Source organism: Eisenbergiella tayi (assembly GCF_001881565.1).
GTDB classification, from domain to species: Bacteria; Bacillota; Clostridia; order Lachnospirales; family Lachnospiraceae; genus Eisenbergiella; species Eisenbergiella tayi.
This window is the reverse complement of sequence record NZ_MPDJ01000001.1, coordinates 594,342-617,966: the sequence shown is the minus strand read 5'-3', so window position 1 is coordinate 617,966 and position 23,625 is coordinate 594,342. Positions and strand designations below refer to the sequence as shown.

18 protein-coding genes are annotated in these 23,625 nt (G+C 46.2%); 8 read left to right on the top strand and 10 right to left on the bottom strand.

Annotated elements, in window-relative coordinates; genetic code table 11:
* Positions 1 to 39 precede the first annotated feature (39 nt).
* Positions 40 to 753, bottom strand: a complete 714-nt coding sequence (locus tag BLA28_RS02535; RefSeq protein WP_069151932.1) for a hypothetical protein — start codon at positions 751 to 753, stop codon at positions 40 to 42.
* A 234-nt stretch (positions 754 to 987) separates the two neighbouring features.
* On the opposite strand from BLA28_RS02535, the gene mscL reads away from it, so the two are divergent.
* Together mscL and BLA28_RS02525 are read left to right on the top strand one after the other, a co-directional pair.
* Positions 988 to 1,464, top strand: a complete 477-nt coding sequence (mscL, locus tag BLA28_RS02530; RefSeq protein ID WP_069155894.1) for a large conductance mechanosensitive channel protein MscL — start codon at positions 988 to 990, stop codon at positions 1,462 to 1,464.
* Positions 1,465 to 1,605: 141 nt separating this feature from the next.
* A complete protein-coding gene (locus BLA28_RS02525) occupies positions 1,606 to 2,211 on the top strand; it encodes a cytidylate kinase-like family protein (protein WP_009251134.1) in 606 nt (201 codons plus the stop codon).
* Positions 2,212 to 2,282: 71 nt separating this feature from the next.
* On the opposite strand, the gene BLA28_RS02520 is transcribed toward BLA28_RS02525, so the two are convergent.
* The 8 genes from BLA28_RS02520 to BLA28_RS02485 all read right to left on the bottom strand — a co-directional run bounded on the left by BLA28_RS02520 (position 2,283) and on the right by BLA28_RS02485 (position 13,053).
* Positions 2,283 to 3,791 carry an alpha-L-arabinofuranosidase C-terminal domain-containing protein gene (locus BLA28_RS02520; RefSeq protein WP_069155893.1) on the bottom strand — a complete coding sequence of 503 codons (1,509 nt, stop codon included), beginning with the start codon at positions 3,789 to 3,791 and terminating at the stop codon, positions 2,283 to 2,285.
* A 12-nt stretch (positions 3,792 to 3,803) separates the two neighbouring features.
* Positions 3,804 to 5,273 (bottom strand): ABC transporter substrate-binding protein, encoded by a 1,470-nt coding sequence (locus BLA28_RS02515; protein ID WP_069155892.1) that lies wholly within the window; start codon positions 5,271 to 5,273, stop codon positions 3,804 to 3,806.
* A gap of 39 nt (positions 5,274 to 5,312) precedes the next feature.
* On the bottom strand, positions 5,313 to 6,143 hold the full coding sequence (locus BLA28_RS02510; RefSeq protein WP_069155891.1) for a carbohydrate ABC transporter permease: 831 nt from the start codon (positions 6,141 to 6,143) through the stop codon (positions 5,313 to 5,315).
* Positions 6,144 to 6,153: 10 nt separating this feature from the next.
* A complete protein-coding gene (locus BLA28_RS02505; RefSeq protein WP_044969302.1) occupies positions 6,154 to 7,065 on the bottom strand; it encodes a carbohydrate ABC transporter permease in 912 nt (303 codons plus the stop codon).
* A 234-nt stretch (positions 7,066 to 7,299) separates the two neighbouring features.
* The gene (locus tag BLA28_RS02500; protein ID WP_069155890.1) at positions 7,300 to 8,292 is read right to left on the bottom strand and encodes a LacI family DNA-binding transcriptional regulator; all 993 of its coding nucleotides are present in this window, start codon (positions 8,290 to 8,292) and stop codon (positions 7,300 to 7,302) included.
* 257 nt (positions 8,293 to 8,549) lie between these two features.
* A complete protein-coding gene (locus tag BLA28_RS02495; protein WP_069155889.1) occupies positions 8,550 to 10,967 on the bottom strand; it encodes a transglutaminase-like domain-containing protein in 2,418 nt (805 codons plus the stop codon).
* The gene (locus BLA28_RS02490) at positions 10,964 to 12,118 is read right to left on the bottom strand and encodes a DUF58 domain-containing protein (protein ID WP_069155888.1); all 1,155 of its coding nucleotides are present in this window, start codon (positions 12,116 to 12,118) and stop codon (positions 10,964 to 10,966) included. The genes BLA28_RS02495 and BLA28_RS02490 overlap by 4 nt, the downstream gene beginning before the upstream one ends.
* On the bottom strand, positions 12,115 to 13,053 hold the full coding sequence (locus BLA28_RS02485; RefSeq protein WP_069155887.1) for an AAA family ATPase: 939 nt from the start codon (positions 13,051 to 13,053) through the stop codon (positions 12,115 to 12,117). Before BLA28_RS02485 ends, BLA28_RS02490 begins: the two co-directional genes overlap by 4 nt.
* Positions 13,054 to 13,369: 316 nt before the next feature.
* Between BLA28_RS02485 and BLA28_RS02480 the strand changes: the two genes are divergently transcribed.
* The 3 genes from BLA28_RS02480 to BLA28_RS02470 all read left to right on the top strand — a co-directional run bounded on the left by BLA28_RS02480 (position 13,370) and on the right by BLA28_RS02470 (position 18,213).
* Positions 13,370 to 14,584 (top strand): ATP-binding protein, encoded by a 1,215-nt coding sequence (locus tag BLA28_RS02480; RefSeq protein ID WP_069155886.1) that lies wholly within the window; start codon positions 13,370 to 13,372, stop codon positions 14,582 to 14,584.
* A 147-nt stretch (positions 14,585 to 14,731) separates the two neighbouring features.
* Positions 14,732 to 16,798, top strand: a complete 2,067-nt coding sequence (locus tag BLA28_RS02475) for an MGH1-like glycoside hydrolase domain-containing protein (RefSeq protein WP_069155885.1) — start codon at positions 14,732 to 14,734, stop codon at positions 16,796 to 16,798.
* Positions 16,795 to 18,213 carry an MATE family efflux transporter gene (locus BLA28_RS02470; RefSeq protein ID WP_069155884.1) on the top strand — a complete coding sequence of 473 codons (1,419 nt, stop codon included), beginning with the start codon at positions 16,795 to 16,797 and terminating at the stop codon, positions 18,211 to 18,213. Before BLA28_RS02475 ends, BLA28_RS02470 begins: the two co-directional genes overlap by 4 nt.
* Positions 18,214 to 18,224: 11 nt before the next feature.
* Here the strand turns inward: BLA28_RS02470 and BLA28_RS02465 are convergent, their stop codons facing one another.
* Entirely contained in the window at positions 18,225 to 20,018 is a 1,794-nt protein-coding gene (locus BLA28_RS02465) for a sigma-54-dependent Fis family transcriptional regulator (RefSeq protein ID WP_069155883.1), read from the bottom strand.
* Between the two features lie 277 nt (positions 20,019 to 20,295).
* Here BLA28_RS02465 and BLA28_RS02460 point away from each other — a divergent pair, with 277 nt between their 5' ends.
* From BLA28_RS02460 to dapA, 3 genes are read left to right on the top strand one after another with little or no spacing between them, the layout of a single operon-like run.
* On the top strand, positions 20,296 to 21,609 hold the full coding sequence (locus BLA28_RS02460; RefSeq protein ID WP_069155882.1) for a four-carbon acid sugar kinase family protein: 1,314 nt from the start codon (positions 20,296 to 20,298) through the stop codon (positions 21,607 to 21,609).
* A complete protein-coding gene (locus BLA28_RS02455; RefSeq protein WP_069155881.1) occupies positions 21,560 to 22,735 on the top strand; it encodes an iron-containing alcohol dehydrogenase in 1,176 nt (391 codons plus the stop codon). Before BLA28_RS02460 ends, BLA28_RS02455 begins: the two co-directional genes overlap by 50 nt.
* Positions 22,728 to 23,621 carry a 4-hydroxy-tetrahydrodipicolinate synthase gene (gene dapA / locus BLA28_RS02450; RefSeq protein WP_044970340.1) on the top strand — a complete coding sequence of 298 codons (894 nt, stop codon included), beginning with the start codon at positions 22,728 to 22,730 and terminating at the stop codon, positions 23,619 to 23,621. Before BLA28_RS02455 ends, dapA begins: the two co-directional genes overlap by 8 nt.
* The last annotated feature ends 4 nt before the right edge of the window (positions 23,622 to 23,625 follow it).

Below are 23,625 nucleotides of genomic sequence, written 5' to 3'. Positions count from 1 at the left end.
GATTTTGTTATGCCCTGGCTGGTTAAAGTTAGACCAAATTTAAGAAACAGGTATTGCCGCACTGACTATTTCTGCCGGAACTGCCAGGTTATCATACATATTGTAGGTAATGACATACTCCATACGGTTGATATTGTTCGCAGGTGTACCCGGGAATTCTGCATGTATTGCGATAAGAAGCAAGGAAGCAGCATCAAAAGTATAAACAAGCGATGAGGATCCTTTGGAGGCCTGTTCGGTAAACTGATATACGACTCCGTCTGTATAGACCGGAATAGCGGCTTGGCCGGCATTCTTTTTAAGCAGACTGAAGGAATCCGGCATGCTGAAGCTTGTTACTCCTTTCTGCGTAACAGGGCGGGAGCGAAAACCCCAGGGCAGATTGTTATTATGCGTATATTCTTTCAGAGTGTTTCCCTCAAAAGAGGTATACCGCTCCACAGTTTTTGTCTCGGTACTTCCGCCGGTGGTAACACTTTCCACAACCTGATAATATATACAGCTGGGGGTTGCGGTGAGCTGGCTGGTCTCCACATAGGAAAAATTCGCCTGAGGAGTTGCCGGATACGTAAATTCCGTAGATTCGACACTGTCAACATGATAAGAAGAAACCCCTGCGAGAGCCGCGCGGGATAAATCTACCAGCTGATCCGCCGTATACGGCGCCGGAACCATCGGCGCGGCCGCTGCAGTCAGCGGGCACATAGTGAACAAAGCAATTCCCAGTACCAACCCCGTAATTTTTTTAAACATAAGATATCCCCCTCATATTCAGACTTGATTTTCGGTGCGGTATCCGCATCCGATGTCCATGAGAAAAGTATACAAAATTACGTAAAGGAATTCAATGACTAATTCGCTGCGTTTATGGTACCGGGCTGGACTATAACGTGTTTATTATTGCCAGATTGAAAAGCATGGCAGAAAAAGCTTGTATATGCTAAAATAACTATATAGAAATATTTACGGATGAGAAGGGGAAATGCAATGAAAAAGTTATTAAAGGAATTTGAGAAATTCATCATGCGCGGCAATGTTATCGATATGGCAGTCGGTGTTATCGTGGGAGCCGCCTTCCAGGGAATTGTGAATTCACTGGTAAATGATGTGATTTCTCCTTTGCTGGGGCTTATTGCCAATACGGATTTAAGTTACCTTGTACTCAACGTCAGGGGGGTGGATATTAAATATGGTTCGTTCCTGACTGCGGTGATCAATTTCCTTATCATGGCCTTTGTGATTTTCCTGCTGGTAAAAGGTATCAATAAGCTGGCGGAACTGGGAATCAGGAAGGATAAAAACAAAAAGGCGGAGGAACCGGCAAAGCCTGTCACAAAGATCTGTCCTTATTGTAAAAGTGAGATACCGGCCGATGCGGTTAAATGCTGTCATTGTACCTCTGATTTGGAGGAACCGGTTTCCGAGTCAAATACCCCGCCGCAAGTAACGGGGCAACAAACTTGAAACGCCGTGAACGGCGGGATATTTGACCCTCGCGGCAGTCGCCAAGTGGACACGCTGGCGTGCCCGTTTGGCTTGTTGCCCGCGGGAATAAACAAGCTGACTGCATGGGAATTGCATGGAAAAGAAAAGGAGGGATTCGGTATGAAGAAAAAAGTAACGGTTACCATCGGGCGTGAATATGGAAGCGGCGGACGGGAAGTGGGTGAAAAGCTGGCCGAAAAGCTGGGGTTTACTTTCCTTGACAAAAATATCCTGAATGAAATTTCAGGAAAAAGCGGCATCAGTGTGGAAGAATTGATGGAAAACGATGAAAAGCCCTCCAGTCCTTTCCGGGAGTCTTTCATCCCCTATGATTTTGATGCGGATACCCTGAGTGAAAGGCTTTTTGATATGCAGGCTGACTTAATCCTGAACAAGACACGGGAGGAATCCTGTGTGGTAGTGGGCCGCTGTGCCGATGTAATCCTCGAGTATCAGGAGGATGTGGTGAATATATTCATTTATGCGGATATGCAGGATAAAATCAAGAGGATCATGAGGCTGTATTCCATGGAGGATAAGCAGAAGGCAGCCAAGCTGATTAAAAAAACGGAAAAAATCCGCAGGAATTATTACCAGTATTATACGGATGAAGTCTGGGGGGATAAGAGGAATAAGGCCCTGATGATTAATACTTCGGCCACCGGTGTGGACGGCGCGGTGGAATTGATAGCGGACTATCTGAAAATGAAAGGTTATGTGGAATAAAGATACAGAATGATAGAAGGGCAGCCCTGAAATGATATTTCAGGGCTGCCTATTTTCCTGCAAAACAATGGTTACGGTAAGAAGGTAACAGTATTAATGGAGTGCGGCGGGAAAGTTATGCGGCATGCGTTATTTTCCAGAGGCAGTTCCCGGGAAACGGTTTTCACCTCATCCGGATTCTGCGTGTTATCTGCATGCAGATCCGGATGCCAGAGAGTGGAGACCGCAAGACGTTTATATGTGCGGCGGCATTCCTTCAGTTCAAGCAGGGCTTCCATTTCCTGATCAGGGCTGACGTTGGTTACAAAGGCGGTGACAGAATCATCTGTTGCGCGTGTGACCGCCACGTCCAGAAGCGGTATCTGACGTTCTTTTTTCTGAATCATGCCATATTTGGGCCATCGGTGATCTACCGGCATATCAATGGTTACCTTTTCCACATCGTTCCAGCTTTCAAGCAGGCTGTCACCCAAATGGTCTGCATACAGCTTCATCATATAGAATTCGGGCTGAATCAGCATCCCTTTTTCCGTAACCTGAATGGGACCGTTTCCTCCAACAAAGAAGGTGTAATTTGCCATTTCCACATATTTGGAATCCCGGATAAAGGAGTTTAAGATGGTGGATGACCAAAGAGCCATTTCCAGAGTGAATTCGCTTCCGTCTCTTTCCCCCATGGGATTCCATTCATCCCACACGACTTTGATCGGACATTCAGAATCATCGGCGGCATTTTCAATTGCGTGACGCATTAAAATGGTGCGTTCATGGAAGAATTCTCCCATTGTCATGCGGGTGCGGTAGTCGGAATTGGCGTAGGCGCTATCGTTTCCGATGGGATAATAGTGGGCGGAGATATAGTCTATGTATTCTCCGGCTTCCGGCGCATAGGGCGCCTGCCGGACATTGAGCTTTTCCACTGTTTTGTAATTCCATACAGGATCGGTTTCAAGTCCTACTGCGGTCAGTTTGATGGAAGGATCAACCCGTTTCATGGCATAGGCGAAATGAACCGCTTCTTTTGCATAATCATCCGCATTCAAAGCGCCGAACTGCCATTGTGCATACATTTCATTGCCGAGACACCAGTATTTCACATGAAAGGGTTCTTCATAGCCATGGGATTTCCGGAGATCGGCATAATAGGTGCCTCCGGAACCATTGCAGTATTCCACCCAGTTCATCGCCTCCTCAGGAGTGCCGCTGCCCATGTTCACCCCGATTACAGGTTCTGCACCCACTTTGCGGCACAGCTTGATAAATTCCGCGGTACCATGTGCATTATCTTCAATTCCGCCCCAGGCAAAATTGATTTTTGCGGGACGCAGCAGTTTGTCCCCCACTGCGTCCATCCAATGATAATGGGAACTGAAATTACCAGCCCATCGAATCTGTGTAACTCCTGCTTCTTTCATCTTTTCAATAACATCAGTCCGCATCCCGTCCGTATCGGACAGGGGATTTTCAGGCATATATATGCCGCCGGGTATATTCCCGCGAAACTGTTCTGCGAAATGACCGAGCAGAAAAGGACTTATTTTGTTTTTTACATGCTCCGGATAAATTGTAATACGATTCATTATGTCGCTCCTTTAGTGATTGATTCCCACAGATTTGAGGGCGGTATCAATTTCCGATACCATATTGTTTAAGGCATCTTCTGCGGATATGCTGCCTTTGTACATGGATTGTGTGTAGGTGTCTATGATGGAGCTTCCCTGGGAACCGAGATAAGGAAGGCAGATATCACCCCAGCAGGTTTTGTCACAGCCCAGGCTGTCTGTAATTGCAGTATAGTAACCCACATCTTCTCCGGCATCCATGAGACGTTGAATGTTTATATCACGGGCAGGTGCCACACCGTTGTCAATCCGTGTCATTTCGCCATCTTCCGAGGTGGCAAATTCGATGAATTTCCAGGCGAGTTCCTGTTTTTCGGAGAGTGCGTTGATTCCCAGGCTCCAGCCGGAAATAACGGGACTGTTTCCAGGGGTAACACAGCAGCCGATTTTCCCGGCCATATCTCCTGCATTGATGGAGGGGTAAGCGCTGCTCCAGTTTTCACACATAAAAACTTCGCCGGAGGCCATCATGGCGTTCACTTCATCAAAGCCATATTCATTCCAGTTGGCCGGACCGTATGAAAGAAGGGACTTGTTATAATTCATGGCGTCAATACCGGCCTGGCTGTTGAATTCAGCTGTCCAGTCATCGCCGAACATAGTTCCTCCGAAGCTTCCCAGGCGGGACATCCAGGACCACATGGCAGCATTAGTCACACCCTGTGACAGAAATCCATATGTGGTAGGGGAATCAGGATTTTCGCTTTTCGAGAAATAGGCGGCTATTTCCTTCAGCTCGTCTGTGGTTTCAGGAACGGTCAGCTCCTTTCCTGTTTTTTCCTTATAATCGGCTTGAATGGCAGGATCTTCGATAAGGTCTTTCCGATAAAAGCCCATCATTTCACAAACCTGGTAGGGAACAGCAAAAACTCCGTCAGAATCACTGGTTCTTTCAAGCAGTGCTTTGGAGAATCCATTCCAGTTATAGTCAGGGGAACCATATTGATCGGAAAGCTCCGTCAGGTTTGCCAGCTGCCCCACACTGTTAAAGGTATCCATGTAGGCGCTTACAAAGCAGGTGATATCCATTTCTTCATCTCCGGCCAGGGCCAGTGCGATTTTGGAGTTGAGTTCATCAAAACTGTAAATATAAAGGTTTACGGTTGCACCGCTCAGCTTCTGGAAAGCATCAATGGATTCCTGGAGCGGTTCGGAAAATTCACCGGTACAGCAGAAGACGGTGAGGGTCTGTCCTGCATATTGTCCGTTTAGGCTCCCGCCCGGATTGAGATTCAGTTCATATCCGAAGGCTTCTGCTTTGGCGGCATCTGAATTCTGGGCGGAAACAGCCGGTTCGCCGGAAGCTTCGGAAGAACCTTCTGACTGCGTCGTGTTTTCCTGGGGTGCAGGTGTTTCCGGCTGCTGACTGCCGCAGCCCGTGAGCAGCCCTGCGAGCATGGCGGCTGCCGTTAATGTTGCGAGTAAGGTTTTCTTTTTCATGTGTACCCCTTTCCGCGCGTTATGCGCTTGAAATCATATTTATCCCTTGACCGCACCGCTTACAAAGCCCTTCACCAGATAATTCTGTGCGAAGATGGTAATGATCACGGTGGGAACAATGCAGATCATGCCGGCGGCAGCCATACGCGCATAAGGCGTTTCCAGCGTATTTGCCGCCCAATATTTGATGCCGACAGCCATGGTTCGGTTTGCGTCCTTATTAATCAATACCATGGCGAGAGTGAGTTCATTCCATGCAAAAAAGAAAGTCTGCAGTACGACTACAACAATACTGTTAGCGATTAGGGGAAGGCCGATTCTGTAAAATAATTGAAATTCATTGGCACCGTCCACCACGGCCGCTTCATAAATACTGTCCGGAATATTCCGGTAAAAGCCCATGCACAGCCAGGTCGCCAAAGGAAGGGAAAGGGCGGTGTAGCACAGCGTCAGGGCAGGAAGGGAATTGATCCAGCCCAGCTGCTTAAAGAGCAGGTAGAAGGGGATAGTCATTACCATAACCGGAATCATTCGAAGCATCAGGATAGCTCCGGATAACCGTTCGCTGCTTTTTCCGGAAAGCCGCTGCAGGCCGTAGGCGCATGTGGCAGAAAAAAGAACGACAAGCACGGTAGTGCACAGGGAAACAAAGAAGCTGTTTTTAAAGAAAGTGAAGGCGCCGCTTGTCCCGAATACTTCACGGAAATTCTGCAGAGTCCAGGTATGGGGAAACAGGGGAGGAGTATTTGTGAAAATATCCGTCCGTTCCTTAAAGGACATGGTAAAGGTCCAGAATATGGGAAAAAGGAATGCTGCCGCTGCCGCCAACAGACATAATTTGAACAAAAAGCTTCCTATTTTATCTTTCATAACGCACCTCCTACAGGTCTGTCGGGACCAGCTTATCTGTGATTTTCAGAAACAGAAAGGTAATTATTATAATCATGGAAAAGAGCAGGAAAGCCGCGGCAGACGCCTCTCCGACCTTTAAATATTTAAAGCCGGTTTCATATATGAAATAGGCCAGTGTCTGTGTGCTTTTAGCAGGTCCTCCTTCTGTCAGGGCGTATGAGATATCAAACATACGCAGGGCGTCCATGAGACGTATGGAGACCACGAGTACAACAAAGTTTGAAATGCAGGGCAGGGTTACATGGAAAAATACCTGCAGCTTGTTGGCTCCTTCCAGTGCCGCGGATTCAAGAAGCTCGGCGGGGACTGTGGTCAGTGCGGCCAGAAGGATGATCATGACATAAGGGGTTCCCCACCAGAATTCTACGGATAATACAGCAAATTTGGCCCAGAAGGTATCACCGAAAAAGCTGATGGTAGACATCTGGATTCTGGAAAGAGTAGAATTGACCAGGCCATAGTTAGGAGCAAAAATGATGTACCATATATTGGCGACAATCAAAGGACAAAGCATCATGGGAAGAATAAATGCTGTTTTTACCAGCCGTCCGATAAATCCTTTTACTTTGGGAGAATTGAGTGCCAGCGCCAGCAGCATGGCAAGAAAAACGGTTCCTGTTACCGCGATGACAACAAATTCCAGTGTCCAGGAAAAGGAATGTCTGAAATCAGGATTTGACAGGACACTTTTGTAATTCGCAAGGCCGCAGAAGATTCTTGTAGATGCAGGCATTGCTATATTGTAGTTCTGAAAGCTTATTTTAAAGCCATACAGGATAGGAACTATTATAAATAGGAAAAGCAGAAGGAATGTTGGCAGGATAAAAAGGATAGAGATGAGTTTTCTTTTTTGGTTTATGGATGTTTTTGCTTTGCGCATGACAGGCCTCCCTTTACTTAAGTGGTAATATATGGATGCGTACACGTGTACGCAGCTACAAAAAAACCTAAAATTATTTCTGTGATCAACGAACCAAACGGGTATGGCAGAGTATTCATTTGGCGATTGCCGCGAGGATTAAATATCCTGCCATTCACGGTGCTTCAAATTTGATGCCACGTTGCTTGCGGCAGGGTATTTGACTTATAAACGGCTGTTTTATCAGCCGCAGGATTATAAAGAAGTTCCGTCAATAATCTGGTAAGGCACATAAATTGTCTGTTTTTTCCTGTCATTTTCAATCATATCAAGCAGCAGGCCGATCGCTTCATTTCCGATCTGTTCCACATTATTTTCAACGGATGCGAGAGATATGGGAAGCATCTGCATCAGATCAAGACGGTCAAACCCCATGATTCCATAATCCACTCCGGCAGTGAAGCCTTTTTTTTGCAGATTGAGAATGATATATCCTGCATAAATATCACCGGAACACAGAAAGGCGGGTTTTTCCCCTGCGTTCTTTGCAGCTGAAGTAATCCGGGCCGCCTGTTCCATATAATCATGATCACCAAGGACGGAAAAACTCATATTACAGCCTGCGGCAGCAGCCTGCGCGCCGTTCAGCCGTTCTCTGTGGCCGCCGTAAAAATCGGCTTCTTTTCCTTCAAATCCGGGGAAAACAAAGTGCAGGGAATGATATCCCTTCGCCGCAATAAATCTGGCGGCGCTGTCGGCAGCTTCAAATTCATTATTACCAACAAAAGATAGGTCTTCCAGTCTATCACCGCCGATGATAACAACCGGGAAAGGAAGTTTTTTCAGATAATCGTAGTGTGCTTTTTCACGGCTTGCGGGATCCAGGAGGAGGCCGTCGATTTTATGGCCGGCAAGCTGGGTGATTATATTTTCTTCTAAAATCTTGCTGTTGTCATGTAAGGTGATGTTCAGCAGATAACCATTGTCACGTGCGACCCGTTCCATGGCATCGATGATACTGGGAAAGAACATATTCTTTAAATCACATAAGACTACGCCGATAGTCATGGATCTTCCTTTAACCAGGCTGCGGGCAAGGAGATCGGGCTGATAATCCAATTCTTTTGCCATGTTCAAAATACGGTTCTTGGTTTCTTCGCTGATGCGGCCTGTTCCGGAAAGTGCTCTTGTAACAGTAGTTCTGGAAACACCGCAGACTTTGGCGAGATCCTTTGTCGTTATGCTCATATTATATAAAACCTTTATCTTTTTATTTGTTAATATGTATGCCGCAAAAATGTATTCTCGTAATCCTCATGGTATTTATTCTTGCGTTCTCGTGTACGCATTTATTGTATCTTATATATTGTGTTTTGTCAAGCAAAAAGGTTCGTTTCCTGATCAGACTGACTGAAATCCGGAAAACGAACCCAAAATGAAATAAACGGCATCTCTATTTATGTAATTTGAGAATAATCCCCCTTTGCCGTTGCTTATTCTCCCGACTATTTAAGCCGGTAAAGCAGTCTTTTCATCCTGCCGCAGCCGAAGAGATACTGTTTCTCCAGCATTTGTGTATAAAGCTCCGTTTTTTGTACCTGCTCCTCTGATGCCGGTACACTCCCAAAACGTACACTCTGATACAAATAAATGATGTCGGCAAACAGACACTCAGGAGTATCCAGGATACCGCCTGCACGCTTGCCATAGGAGGATAAGGTTTCCCCTTTTTCCAGCCATATGCCCTGAAGCTCTCCCAGGTATAAGGCTTTTTTCATCCCCGCCTCCAGCTTTTCTGCTGCACAGAGCTGGCTGTAGGCACGATGACGGAGCCGGTTCCGGCAGAAAAGAAACAGCATCAGAAGAAGGAGCAGCACCAGCAAAAGGATAAGAACTTCCCCAACATATATGATAATGGACTTACCATGAAGGGAAAGGTAAGATGCAGCCGGGGAAGGCTGGATTTCGGCAGCGGTTTCCTGTTCCATTTTCGGTTCCGGCTTTGACGGACCCGGGAGGCCTGAGGAGGAAGCTGCGGGGGCTGCAGGCTGGCTCCACGCGGCGGCGGCCGCTTCATAGTAACGAGGCGTGGGTTCGAACGGAATCCATCCGACATTGTCGATATAGCATTCTGTCCAGGCATGTGCGTTGTCTCCGGTGAGATAGACCTGCCGGCCGTCAGCCCTGCGTGTGTCGGTGGTTATATAGCCTTCCACGTACCGGGTGGGAATCTTGCAGCAGCGCCCCAGGACCGCCATGGCTGTGGCAAAATAGGTACAGTAGCCTTCGGGACTGTCAAACAGGAAATAATCAGTAAAATCCTGTCCTTTGGGGCATACCGAAGGGGAGGTAGTATAGGCCAGGCCGCTCAGCCAGACCTCTATCTGCTTCAGCTTGTCGTAATCAGTGGAGGCGCCCTGCGTGATTTCTTCCGCCAGTGCATAAACCCTTGAGGGTACCGTATCCGGCAGGACCGTGTAATTCTGATAGATATAAGCTTCCCGTCTGCGCTGATTTTCATCGGAAACCGGTGCCTGGGCCCAGGCTTCCTGACGGAGAAGCTGCTGTATCAGAGGGCTTCCCCAGTCCACATCCAGGCATAAAAGAGTATAGCTGTAGCCTACTCCCTGGGCCTTTGGAAGGACAAGGCTGTCATAGCGGGTATCCGGCGGCTTGCCTTTGGTGAATACAAATTTACTGGTATAGGGGGCGAAAAATAAAGTCTCTGTTTTCAGACCTTCATATTTTACCTCAAACCGGCAGGTGCGGATCAGGGAGGACTGTTCCTCCGGGGTGAGGCTGCTTTGGGCTAATGCGGATTCCAGCTGCTGGTATTGCAGCAGATATTCTTCTCCGGAATAGTTTTTATCGAGCGCTCTTTGCTCCCAGCCGTGTCCGTTATAAAAATCATGTATGGTGCCGGTGAGATAGAGCGGGGATTTGGTTCTGCTGCCCGTTACGGAAAGCTGGGAGGAGGGAGCGGGTAAAAGACTGCCCTCCACACTGCCGTCACCGCTGTAGCCAGTGAAAGAAAGGCCGTAGGTATCCCTGCTTCCTGAAAAAATATAGTTGGTATGGACAAGCAGGGCATTTGTTTTTTCTTCCAGTACGGCGGCAATCGAACGCAGCGTGTCCCAGCGCACCGGTTTTTCTCCCGCAGGGATCAGGGTGAGGAGCAGGGCGGCGGCGAGGAAGACCGGCGTCAGATACAGTATATTTTCCGATGGAGGGGAAAAGAAAAAGGCAAGCCCTTTTTTGAGGGTAACAGATGCCGTTTCTTTCCCACGGTTGATAAAGCATGCGGCTGTTTCCGCCATAAAAAGAAGCAGGCAGAAAAGAATCAGGGCAATCCCCAGCTTGGAAAAGGAAATCCGGAAGACAGCATAAACGACGAGAATGCTTATCTGGAACAACAGGATCAGTCCTTTCAGCCATAGCCTTCCCAGCGATATATAAGCCATAAAACCGCATAGCAGAACAAAAAGAGCGGTGATGACAAAAAGCAGATACAGTTCCCGTGCGGCGGCCGGATTAACGGAAGAAATTGCGGCCTCGGAAGAGGATATCCCTGTAATATTACGCCCCCGCAGGAACACAAATAATTCGGCCAGGATAGTTAATAAAAACAGACCGCCCCATACAGGTAGACGGAGCCTTTTTTCTTCCGACCAGGTAATAAGGAGCAGACAGACTGCGGAAAAAAGAAGAAGGCAGCCGGGAGAGTAAAAAAACTCCGCCCTGATGCTTTCCGTTTCCGTCAGTCCGGGCAGAAAGAAGGCAGCAGGAGCATCCGCAGCCCCTGCGGTAAGAGTACCTGTATAAAGCTCCCAAAAGCTTTTCAGGATAAGCAGGCTTCCGGTACAAAGGCAGGAGGCAGCAATAAGGGCATATGCTTTTTTTAGTCGGTTCGATCCAGGTTTCATAAAGAAAGCTCTCCCACATTGACAAGCAGTACTTCATTTCCGGCCAGCTGTTTCTCGGCCACACTGCGGGCCAGGGCATCCGTGACGGAAGCGGTTACGAGGATATAGGCATTGGGCCTGTCTTCAGAAGAAAGGAAGACCTCCCATACTTTTTCCGGAGGATAAGGAGAAGTGAAGGAGAGGTCGGAACACTTATCATAAAAAGGCTCAAACCCTGTGCTTTCATCCACCAGAATTTCCCGCAGCGTGTCCTCCATAAAAAGGATACGGATAGGGATATTCTTTAAATAATAATCGTGGACAAAGGACAGGGCGGTTTCTATGATATTATCTTCCCGCTGAAGTCTTTTTTCCATGGAGGATTGGTCATCGACAGTGTCTTTCGATACCGGTGCCCCATCCGCGGGAGCCAAATCCATAATAAGAATGGTGTCAAAAAGTTCCTCCGGCATCTGCTTCCTGACAAGGAGTTCTCCCGCTCTGGCGGAATTTTTCCAATGGATATATTTCATGGAATCTCCCGGAATATAGGAACGAAGCTCATAATCTGGCAGATCCTGAAGGCGGGATACCGGAAACAGGGAGGTTTTGGGATCTTGCTCCTGCAGGACGATTTTCAGCTGTTCCATTGGAATAATACGTGGTCTGGCCGTCAGGCGGATCTGTGACATCATCGGGTAGGGAATGGTGAAAAGGCCGAGGAAATCCGTTATTTCCACGCTTTTCACACCAACCGGATAGGTTCCCCTGTATTTGCAGTACATTTTGGTATCCACTCTGATTTCCTCGTGGGGAAGCAGAGAAATCACGCCGGTATCCTCAGGCTTCATACGGACCATATCGGAAAAGAAATGCAGGCGGATATGGGTAAAAGGCAGGATATCTTCGTTAGCCAGCAGCAGCCTGTAAGGAACTTCCTGGGCTTTTACAACCACCCGGGATACCTCCTGGACAATTTTGAAACGATTAAAAACATACAGGGAATAGAGAAAAGCCAGTACAGGCAGCAGGAGTGCAAAATAAAAAAGCAGATAGGAAATATTTCCTCCCCGGAAGCTGACCAGGATTGTGGAACCGATGAGGAAAAGCAGATAAATGAGCTTGCCCCATCGGTTTTTCAGGCGTTTTCCCTTCTTTTTCCTTCTCTTCATAAAACAGGCACTTTTGCTGCACGCATGGCTTCCTGCAGCACATCCTTTTCTTTTTTCCCTTCCAGACGTGCCTGCGCCGACAGGATCAGCCGGTGGAGAAGCACCGGCTGGGCAAGGGCGGCTACGTCCTCCGGCGTGGTGAAGCTGCGGCCTTCCAGGTAGGCCCGGCTTCTGGCGGCCCGGACGAGAGCGATGGCGGCCCTGGGGCTGGCACCCAGGGTGAGATATCTGCTTTTTCTTGTATTCCGTGCAATTTCCACGGCGTAGCTCATAATATCATCATGAACCCGGACATCCCGGAGTTCTTTTTTCATTTCTATGATTTCTTCCCTGGTGGTTACCGGGGAGAGCTGTTTTACCGGTTCTCCGTTCAGGGCACGGCGGACGATATCGGCCTCCTCTTTCTCCTTTTCCGGATAGCCCATGGAAATTTTCATCAGAAAACGGTCCAGCTGTGCTTCGGGAAGACGGTAGGTGCCCAGCTGTTCCACCGGATTCTGTGTGGCGATAACCATGAAAAGCTCCGGCAGAGGCAGGGTATTCCCGTCTACGGTAATCTGCCGTTCCTCCATGGCTTCCAGCAGGCTTGCCTGTGTCTTCGGGGAGGTCCGGTTGATTTCATCGGCCAGCAGGATATCGTTCATAACCACGCCGGGCATAAAACGGAATTCCCCGGTCTGCATCTGATAAATAGACATGCCCGTCACGTCTCCGGGCAGGGTGTCGGGGGTGAACTGAATGCGGGCGAAGCTGCAGCGGATAGACTGGGCCAGAGCCTTTCCCAGGGTGGTTTTCCCCACGCCGGGAACATCTTCCAGAAGAAGATGACCGTCCGAAAGCAGGGTGATTAGGGCCAGCTCAATGACCTCTCTTTTTCCTACGATTACGTTTTCCATATTAGTGATGATTTGCTGCAGGATTTGTGACTGGGCCATGGGGAACCTCCTTTATTGCCGCGGGCAGCTGGCTGGGTAAAATAATAGCTGTCGTGTTGTTCTTGTTACTTATACAATAGCAGGGGCGGGGGCAGATGTAAATGGATAAAGAGGGGAAATATTGGATGGAACCGGGAGACTGGTTGCCGGTGGGTAATTTACGGAAAATTGAGAATAGCTGGCCTCTGGGAATACATTTGGAATTGTTTGGTGAAAAATGCTGAAAAATAATAGTTTTTGGAATAGAATCCAAAAACATTTGACATTTAAATAGTTTTTGGAATAGAATATAACAAAATGGGTTTAGGAGGTTATCATGGCCATTCAAAGAATTGAAAGAAAAGAATATTTGGATAAACTTATTGCTTTCAGGGACAAAAAGATTATTAAGGTGGTTACCGGAGTCCGTCGATGCGGAAAGTCAACGATAATGGAAATCTATCAGGATTATTTGAGGGAACAGGGAGTAACGGGGGAACAGATTATAGCCATTAATCTTGAAGATTATGATTTCTATGAGCTGCGTGATCCGAAGAAACTCCATACCTATGTGAAGGAACGTCTGAAGGAAAATATAATGACCTATGTTTTTTTGGATGAGATACAGCATTGTGAAGATTTCGCAGGGGTAATTGACAGTCTCCATATAAAAAAGAATGTGGATTTGTATATCACGGGTTCCAATGCTTATATGCTTTCCTCTGAAATCGCGACGCTGATTGCCGGCAGATATGTGGAAATAAAAATGCTGCCATTATCATTTAAGGAATATGTGGGCAGCACGGGAAATAACAGTGAACTTGCACGAAAATATACCTCTTATATTGAAAACAGTTCCTTTCCATATGCATTGGAGCTGTCAGGACAGCCGAGAGAACTCAAAGATTACCTTGATGGTATTTACAATACAATCGTAGTCAAGGATATTTCTGTGAGGCATAAATTTTCAGATACCATGATGCTTGAAAGCATTGCAAGATTTGTTTTCGATAACATTGGAAATCCCCTTTCCACTAAAAAGATTACCGATACGATGACTTCAGATGGAAGAAAAATCGATGTAAAAACGGTTGAAAAGTATCTTCGGGCACTTATGGAAAGTTATATTATCTATCAGGCAAAGAGATATAATGTTAAGGGAAAACAATATCTCAAAACCCTGGAAAAATATTATGTAGTAGACATTGGTATGAGATATATGCTGCTTGGTTCCCGTTCCACTGATGTGGGACACATACTTGAAAATGTGGTATACCTGGAGCTTTTACGCAGAGGCTATGATGTTTTTGTGGGTAAAGTTGATGAACTGGAGGTTGACTTTGTTGCCATGGAACCCAAAAAGACCATTTATTATCAGGTTGCCGCTTCCGTACGGGATGAAACAACTTTGAAGAGGGAATTAACGCCGCTTCAAAAAATAACGGATCACTATCCCAAAATCATACTGACGCTTGATGAAGATCCTGAAGCGGATTATGAAGGCATTCGACGGATGAATGTTTTGGATTGGCTTATTGGCACAATTGAATAAATACAGCAACTAAAAGGCGGCTCCGGTGTTTTTTATCTCGCCCGGAGGAAGGCAGATTGTTTAATTTTGTAACTGATAGGCCCAGTCGTTTTCTTGCTAATTTATAAGCCCTGCGGTATGGTTACAAATAGGGAGGAGGTAATTGATATGACTATGATTATCGATACGATACTGGAGGGAAAAAGACGAAGACTGCGTACGAATCCTGAAAAAGTGTTAATGGATGCCAGCGGACTCAGGCTTTGGGCGGATTATCTGGATGTGGAGCCCGGGTTTTCCGGAAGGATAGATTTTATTCACAAAATAAATATCCCTTCCCTTTTCCGAATCCGATGTTCTGCGGTGAAAGAGTACGAACCTTCCCAAATAACATGGAAACCGAGCCACATTACATTACGTTTTGAAAAAGAGGGAATACGGCTGAAGGAACGGAAATTTATAACCATATATGACACTGCAGTTTCCTGTATGACATGGGAAAATACAGGAAACAGTCCTTTTACCCTCTTTTTGGAATTGGGTACGGAGGACGGCAGTTTTCCCACGACTTACGGGAAAAGGTTAGCTGCCGTTTATTTTTGTAATGGGGAGCGGATAAAAGAAAGGGAGTGGGCAGTCTCTCCCGGAGAAAAAAAGGATCTCTGCGTGGCAGTACAAATCTGTCTGGAAGAAGAAACGGAACGGATGGAATCAGCCTGCAGGGAAATCGGTAAGAAATTCCGCAGCGGAAAGGAAGGGCTGGATATTCACATAAAAGAGTATCAATCCTGGTTTGATAAAGCGCCGGAATTCATATCGGATAATCCCGTGATTGATAAAACATGGGCATACCGTTGGTTTATATTCCGGCATAATATGATGGAACCCGGGATCGGTAATTTAAAAGAACGATATTTCTGCGAAGGCCGTTCCCATAAAATGAGCAAAATTCCGTATAAGCCGGAGGGATGGGAATTTTCCAAGCTGATACCTTTGAGCGTACCCATGCACCTTCTGGATCTGCGCTGGTATCAGGATAAAGAGTATGGAAACTCTATTCTGCATACCATGCGGGACAATCAGGACGAAACGGGAGAATTCCATTGTGCCAGGGTAGATGGGAGAGGGAATCCTTATGCCAATTTTTTTGGCTGGTCGGTGTGGCAGTATTATCTGGTCAGCGGAGAAAAAGCCTTTGCACAGGAAGCGCTTCCTGTAGTGAAAAAGCAAAGGGAAGCATGGAAAAAGGTATACGGCAATGAGGAAGATTCTCTGCTCATCCAATATGTCCATCAGCTTACCGGAATGGAATACCAGCCCAGCTACTGGTATTTTCATGACTTTCCCCTCGACTGCCGGGATAATAAAAAATTCACGCCTTTAAAACGTGTGGACAGGAATGTATATCATTATCTGAATACGCTGGCCACTGCGTATCTTTGCGGAGTCTGCGGTGATCCGGAGGAAGAAAGATACCGGAAGGAAGCAGAAGAAATTAAGAAAGATATCCTGGAAAAAATGTGGGACGGAGAAAGTGGTTTTTTCTATGACCTGCATTATCAGACAGATGAAAAAGCATATGTAAAAAATATTGTGGGAGCTTTTCCATTTTTTGCAGGGATAACGGACGAAAATCATGTCAAATGTATGGAAACCTTATTCTCAGAGGAATTTGACACCGGCTGTCCCTTCCCTTCCGTAAGTAAGGAATGTAAGGTGTTTACTCCGGAGGGAGGCTGGATGGGGCAGTTCTTTAAAGGAAGAAACGGCTGCATATGGGATGGACCGGCCTGGCCTTATGCCAACAGTATTATACTGGACGGGATAGGCAGAGAGAGCCTGGCAAAAGGACATGAATGGGATAAGGATTTCGGCCGGTATTTTATGAAATTCACCAGACTTCACTATTATGGCGGAGATGGGGAGACTCCTTATCTTGTAGAGCATTATAACAGTATGACCGGGGAATGTATCAGTGACGATGTGGATTACAGCCATTCGTATTATATTGATTTGGTGGTAAAGTATATTGCCGGGATATCTGTATATCCGGGGAAAATTGTTGTGGAACCGCTGGATATCGGGCTGGAACATTTCTGCCTTAACAATCTCACCATTCAGGGGCATGATATCAGGGTCTGCCTGGAAAAAGAAAACAGAAAGCTCACTGTTTCTGTAGACGGGGAGGAAAGGGGAAACTGTGAGGGCCTTGGGCGCCTTGAGGTAATATTATGAAAAAGAACGCTTTGGAGCAGGAAGAGGCTTTCCGAGACTATGCCCTGCAGGAAAATCTCTGGAAGGTGCTGCTACGGACAGGGACCCCGCTGGCCTTTTATCAGGCCTTGAATACCTTATATAAAATGCTTGACTCTCTGATGGCTTCCCATATTAATGCGGAAGCTGTCAGTGCAGTAGCCTATCTTTCCCAGATTAATATTACGGTTTCCGCCATAGGGATGGGGCTTTCCATGGGCAGCAGCCTGAAAATCAGCGAAGCATATGGGGCAGGAGACTATGGCCTGGTTAAGCAGCGGGTCAGCAATCTGTTTGCCATGGTGGGAATTCTGGATATCCTTTTGCTTTCATGTATTCCTTTTACGGGCATTCTTCTGAAAGCAGCCCGGACACCGGAAGAACTGATTGCCATGGGAAGCACCTATTTTAATATCGAACTGGCAGGATTAGCGGTGGCCTTTTTTAACAATGCATATATTGCAGTGGAACGCTCGAGGGGCAATACGAAACGTATTTTCCGGCTGAATATGATTGTTATTGTTCTTAAACTGGCGTTTACTGCTTTTTTTGTATACGTGCTTGAGAGCGGAATTACCATGATTGCCATAGCCAGCGTGATTTCTCAGGCCGTTCTAATGGTTATAGGATTGAAGAATATAAGCCAAAAGGGGAGTTCCTTCCGTTTTTCCATGGGAAATGTCTGCCTGCATTCCAAAGCGGTGGCTCCTCTGCTGAAGATTTCGTTTCCGCTCATTGTGGAAAAGGCGGCTTTTTCCGCAGGAAAGGTTATTGTGAATTCCATGTGCAGTGCATATGGCTCCCTTACCGTGGGAGCGTTGGGGATATGTAATAATATTACCGGAATTTTTTCCAATGCCCAAAGCGGATATCAGGAAGGCTGTGCGGCTATTATCAGCCAGAACCTGGGAGCAGGGAAACCTGCAAGAGCCCTGGAGGCATTTAAGAAAATTTTTGTGATCAATTTGCTTTTCGGCAGTGCGGGACTGATCATCAGCCTGCTTTCCATTGATACACTCAGCTATTTATATGCCAGCTCCTCCCATGGGCTGAATGCGGAATTCAGGGATATTATCCGTAATATTTTTCGTTATGATGCACTGGGGACCATAGTTCCCTGGGGGATAGGCGCTTCAGTCATGGCATTTATGTACGGTCTGGGAAAAACACGGAAAATCCTGTTTATCAATGTGTGCAGGCTGTTTTTATTCCGTATTTTGTTGTTATGGATTCTTCAGCGATTCACTTCGTTAGGAAGTGAAAGCGTGGGTATTGTCATGATGGCCAGCAATTCTCTGACTGCTGTACTGGCCTGTATATTGGTAATATTTGATATCCGTTCTTTCTGCCGGGAGAACCATTTGACTTCAGGGAAATGCAGAATATCAGATGAATAAGAGTATTAAAATTACAGCTTTAATATGCGCCAGAGTGTAGTGCGGCTTATTCCAAGCCTCCTTGCTGCCGCGCTTTGATTGCCGCCTTCTTCTTTTACGACAAGCTCCACGATTTCACGATTAATCTCTTCCAGAGTGCGGTGAAGATTCAGATTGGCATGTTTTTCAGAGGAAGAAGGAACCAAAGTCTGAAGCCTGGCTTCTTTTTCCTCTGACAGCAGCACTTTTCGGACATCGGTGCTCTTTATAAAAGGTTCCTCGGTGATGTTCCCCAGGCGTGTGATCACTCTGCGCAGCTGTGCATAATTAAACGGCCAGTCGAATTCCTGAAGCATGTTGAGGGCTTCCGGCTCAAAGCCTGCAATTTCCTTACCGAAATCAACATTAAAGGTACCGATGAAAAGCCCGGCCATATGAGGAATGTATTCTTTTGTTTCCCGTAAGGGAGGAATTTCAATGGTTACACAGTTCAGAATATTTTTTGTAAATACAAACCGATCCGGATAGGGTGTGCTTTCTTTATGGGATAATTCAAAAATAATACGGTTTCGTTTGTGAAGCCCTGTGTCTTTGATGGTATATAACAGTTCCTTAAAGTGCGCCTCCGGAAGCAAATCAATATTCCGTATGTAAATGGTGGTGCCGGTATCGCTCAAAGGGGAATTCATATCCTGCATCAGGTAATCCCAGTTCCGGCTGTTCAGCAGACGGGAGCAGTCTATCAGGGCCAGAGGATTATTCTGTTCACTGCTCTGCAGATAAAGCATTTCCACAAAATGCTGTTTATCCATTCCCCTTTCGGCAAGGACAAATAATGGGGAACGGGAATTGAGGGCATCTTTCGTCAGGCTTTCAATGAATTGCTGAGGGGCCGTATTAAGATAGAAATTTTCCGCATTATTAAGCAGCTCCTCTTTGTCCAGATAATGAAGCCCATTTTTCAGGAGGGAAAGGGGAACCTTTCTGAAATTCACATAAAACTGGATCAGATCTTCCTCGTCTATTTTCTTCAGGGATCCCGAAATAGAAGCCAGGATGCCGGAGTATTTCCGGTATACCTTTTTCTGTCCGTCTTTTATGACGGAGGGGACAAGCCCTGCCATGATATTCGTCAGCTCTCTGGAATATAAATCATCTCTGGAATGGTAAATCATTTCCCCTTCGGGACTGAATACATAGACATCAAACGGATGAGTTTCCAAAAGACAGCGGAACATTTTGCTCTGGTGAAGTGTTTCTTTATACATGTTTCCATAGGAAACTACCTGTTCAAAGGTGGCATCGATGCTTTCCGTACCGGAAGTTATCAATATGGAACGGAAATGATAGGACTTTGCCAGAGAGTTGCTGATGGAATCACTTAATATAACCTCAATATCGGAGGATGCAATATCTTTCAGCACCTTTTCGGCTTCTTTCTGATTGTGAATGGTATAAATATCCATTTTATAATTCAGAAGGGTATTGATAAAATGGGTATTTTTAGTGATATTCGGGAAACCGATAAGGGCATAATGGTTCGACGCGCTCTGCGCCAGCTGGATGCACCGGAGCAGATCGTAAAGGGAAATAGTAATTTCTATCACAGGTATGCTGCTTACCTGACGGATCAGCTGTGCAGTCCCTCCGCGTGAGATAATAAAGTCAAAATCATTCTGTGTATATCGGGAAGCGATTGCAGCCCCGTCTTCCAAATCTCCTGTATAAACAGTGAGGGAAATATCATTTCTTTTGGCACCTGCCTGGAGCATAAGGGTGCTCATACTTTCAAAAGGGGCAATCCCCAGTACTTTTATTTTCTTCATTCCTCTTCCTCCTTACAATATTACTACAGAATAATGGATATTTATTCTGGTAAATGTTTCAATATAAAACACTTATTTCGATTATTTGCCTTTTGTTTCGTTGATAAAACGAAAGTAAATTGCTAGACTAAGTGTAAATTAGATAAAAACATTGCGTAACAGACCAATAATTTATATAAAATATACAAAAAACTCTATTGGTAATGGAAGTGCAGGAAAATGAAAATAAAACAAAAGTGTTTCGATTTGAAACATCTTTGAAATTAAGGTGGGAGTCATGGAAAAATTGTTGATAATTGCGGATGATTTTACCGGGGCACTGGATACTGGAATACAGTTCGCCGCATATGGGGCCAGGACAGAAATCATGACAGATACCGACATGGAATTTGGAGATTATCCTTCAGCAGAAGTTTTTATTGTGGATACGGAAACCAGACATTTGTCGGGGCCGGAAGCTTATGATGTGGTTTACAGGCTTGCAAGAAAAGCGAGGGAGGCAGGAATTACATATTTGTACAAAAAAACAGATTCCGGTCTGAGAGGAAATATAGCCCAGGAAATTAAAGCTGTGTTGGATGCATCGGAAGAAAGTTTTCTTGCTTTTCTGCCGGCATTTCCCGAAATGCACAGGATTGTGAAGAATGGGGTGAGTTATATTGACGGTATACCTATTACAGAAAGTGTTTTTGGGCAGGATCCCTTTGAACCGGTTACCTGTTCCCGGGTAAAAAAACTGTTCGGGGAATACCAAAATATAGTCAGGGAATACAGGTGTCCGGAGGAACTAGAGATTAATAGGGGAGAAAAACAAATAGCAATCTTTGATGCTTCCTCAGATGACGATTTAAAGAGGACAGCAGAGATTCTGCAGGAAAAAGGACGTCTGAGGGTATTGGCAGGCTGTGCCGGGTTTGCTTCTGCAGTAACCGAATATCTGCCTGTATTCAGACATGAAAGAAAAAAAGAGACCGTAAGGAAACCGCTGCTGATTATGTGCGGAAGCATCAATGATATTTCAAAAAAACAGATAGCATATGCGAAACAGGCGGGAATATCCGGAATTACCCTTACATTGGAACAGCAGCTGCAGCAGGGATATCTTGATACATTGCAGGGGAAAAAGCTGATAGCCGGTATTATCAGCACATGTGTCCGTGAAGGCGCCTGCATGATAGATACACAGTCGGAGATGGAGCGTGTGAATCAATATCTGGGCAGTCAAAACAGGACACTGGAAGAGGCTCGGGTTGACATAGCAGACAGGCTGGGCGAAATTTTGGGAGAAGTAATAAAGGGAGGCCTGGATGCAACCATTATGGTTATCGGCGGAGATACCCTGATACATTTTATAAAAAAAGTGAAGTGCAGACAGATTTCTCTTCTTTGTGAATTGGATAAAGGAGTTGTATATTCCGATATGAAGCTGCAGGGAAAACATTATAAAGTGATTTCCAAGTCAGGAGGTTTTGGAGAAGAGGATTTATTGGTTAAGCTCGTAAATTTAACAGAAGATAAGTGGGAGAAAGGATGTGGTGGGAATGGCGGCACAATATTGTTTGAGGATGCCCGGAAATGTTTATTGCGGTGAGGGCGCGCTTTCGCAGCTCCGGGGAATTCTGAGCGGATATCAAAAAGCGGCTGTGTTTACGGATAAGGGGATTGAGAAAGCCGGACTGCTGGATGAACCTGTGAAGTATATGAAAGAGGCCGGTGTGGATATTGTTATTCTGGACGAACTGCCTTCGGAACCTACCTATGCTCAGGCACAGAAGGTCATTGATGAGTTCAAAGCATCGGGAGCCGATGTGATTGTCGGGATTGGGGGAGGGAGCGTTCTTGATATTGCAAAGCTTTCTTCGGTTGCCGCATCAGAGGAATACGGAGTGAAGGAATTACTGGACGAGCCTTTGCTGGGAAAGAAGAAAACAGATACTATACTGATTCCCACAACCGCAGGAACCGGCTCCGAAGCTACTCCCAACAGTATTGTTGCAGTACCGGAAAAGGAATTGAAGGTGGGCATTGTGAATCCGGCAATGATTGCGGATTATGTGATTCTGGATGGGAGCATGATAAAAAAGCTTCCTTTGCCGATTGCGGCAGCAACGGGGATCGATGCAATGGCCCATGCGGTGGAATGCTATACCTCCAACAAAGCTAATCCTGTCAGCAATTTATTTGCAGGGGAAGCGGTGAAGCTCATATTTCGTAATATCGAAGAAGCCTGCCTGAATCCGGAAGCGGCAGCTGCAAAGAATAATATGCTTCTGGCGGCCTTTTATGCGGGAGCCGCAATAACCTCGTCCGGCACGACCGCCGTACATGCTTTATCCTATCCGCTGGGAGGAAAATATCATATAGCCCATGGTATTTCCAATGCGATTCTTCTTATGCCTGTTATGCGTTTTAATAAAGATGCCTGTCTGGAAGAACTGTCTCAGATTTATGATATGACGGAGCTGGGGGAACGAAGCATAAGGGCTGGGGATAAGGCGGATAAGGTTTTAAGCAGGATGGAAGAAATTATAGCTAACCTGAAGGTACCGGTTACCCTGGAGCAGTTCCATGTGGAGGAAAAAGATTTGGACAGCCTGGTGGAGGCTGGTATGCAGGTGACACGACTTCTTGACAATAATAAGAAGAAGGTAACACCTCAGGATGCAAGGAAAATTTATCGGGAAATTATCAGCGGCAGGAGGAAAGAGGATGACTGAGATCAGAGGGATTATTCCTCCTATCATAACACCAATGGATGAGGAGGAAGCTGTCAACGAAAAGGAACTGGCCAATCAGGTAAACCGTCTTATTGAAAGTGGGGTCCATGGCATTTTTGCGCTGGGAACCAATGGGGAAGGCTATATACTCAGCGAGGAGGAAAAGGAAAGAGTACTTTCCGTGGTAATAGAGACAGCTGCAGAAAGGGTGCCTGTATATGCAGGAACCGGCTGTGTGTCCACGAAGGATACGATAAGGATGAGCAAAAAGGCACAGGCGCTGGGAGCAGATGTATTATCGGTGATAACTCCCTGGTTTGCGGCAGCATCTCAGGAAGAATTGTATATCCATTACAGACAGGTAGCCGAAGCGGTTGATATTCCCATTGTGCTTTACAATATCCCGGCCAGGACCGGAAATGCGCTGGCTCCTGCCACGGTGGCGCGGCTTGCGGATATTGATAATATTGCGGGGGTAAAGGACAGCAGTGGTAATTTTGATAATATGCTCCAATATATAGAGCTTACCAGAGGGAAGAAATTCTGTGTCCTTTCGGGAAATGATTCTCTTATCCTGTGGAATCTGCTGGCAGGCGGAGCAGGAGGAATAGCAGGATGTGCGAATGTATTTCCTGAAAATATGGCGGCGATATACGAGAATTTCATAGCTGGAAATCTGGATGCCGCCAGAAAAGCGCAGGATAATATCCGGCCTTTCCGGAATACATTCCGATATGGAAATCCCAACACAGTGGTTAAAACCGCAGTGGAACTGCTGGGTTATCCGGTAGGAAAATGCAGAAGTCCTTTTCATCAGATTCCCCGGGAAGGAGTGGAAGCGATTAAACAGGTACTTAAAGACTGCAGAGAGGCCGGCATCAGGTAGGAGA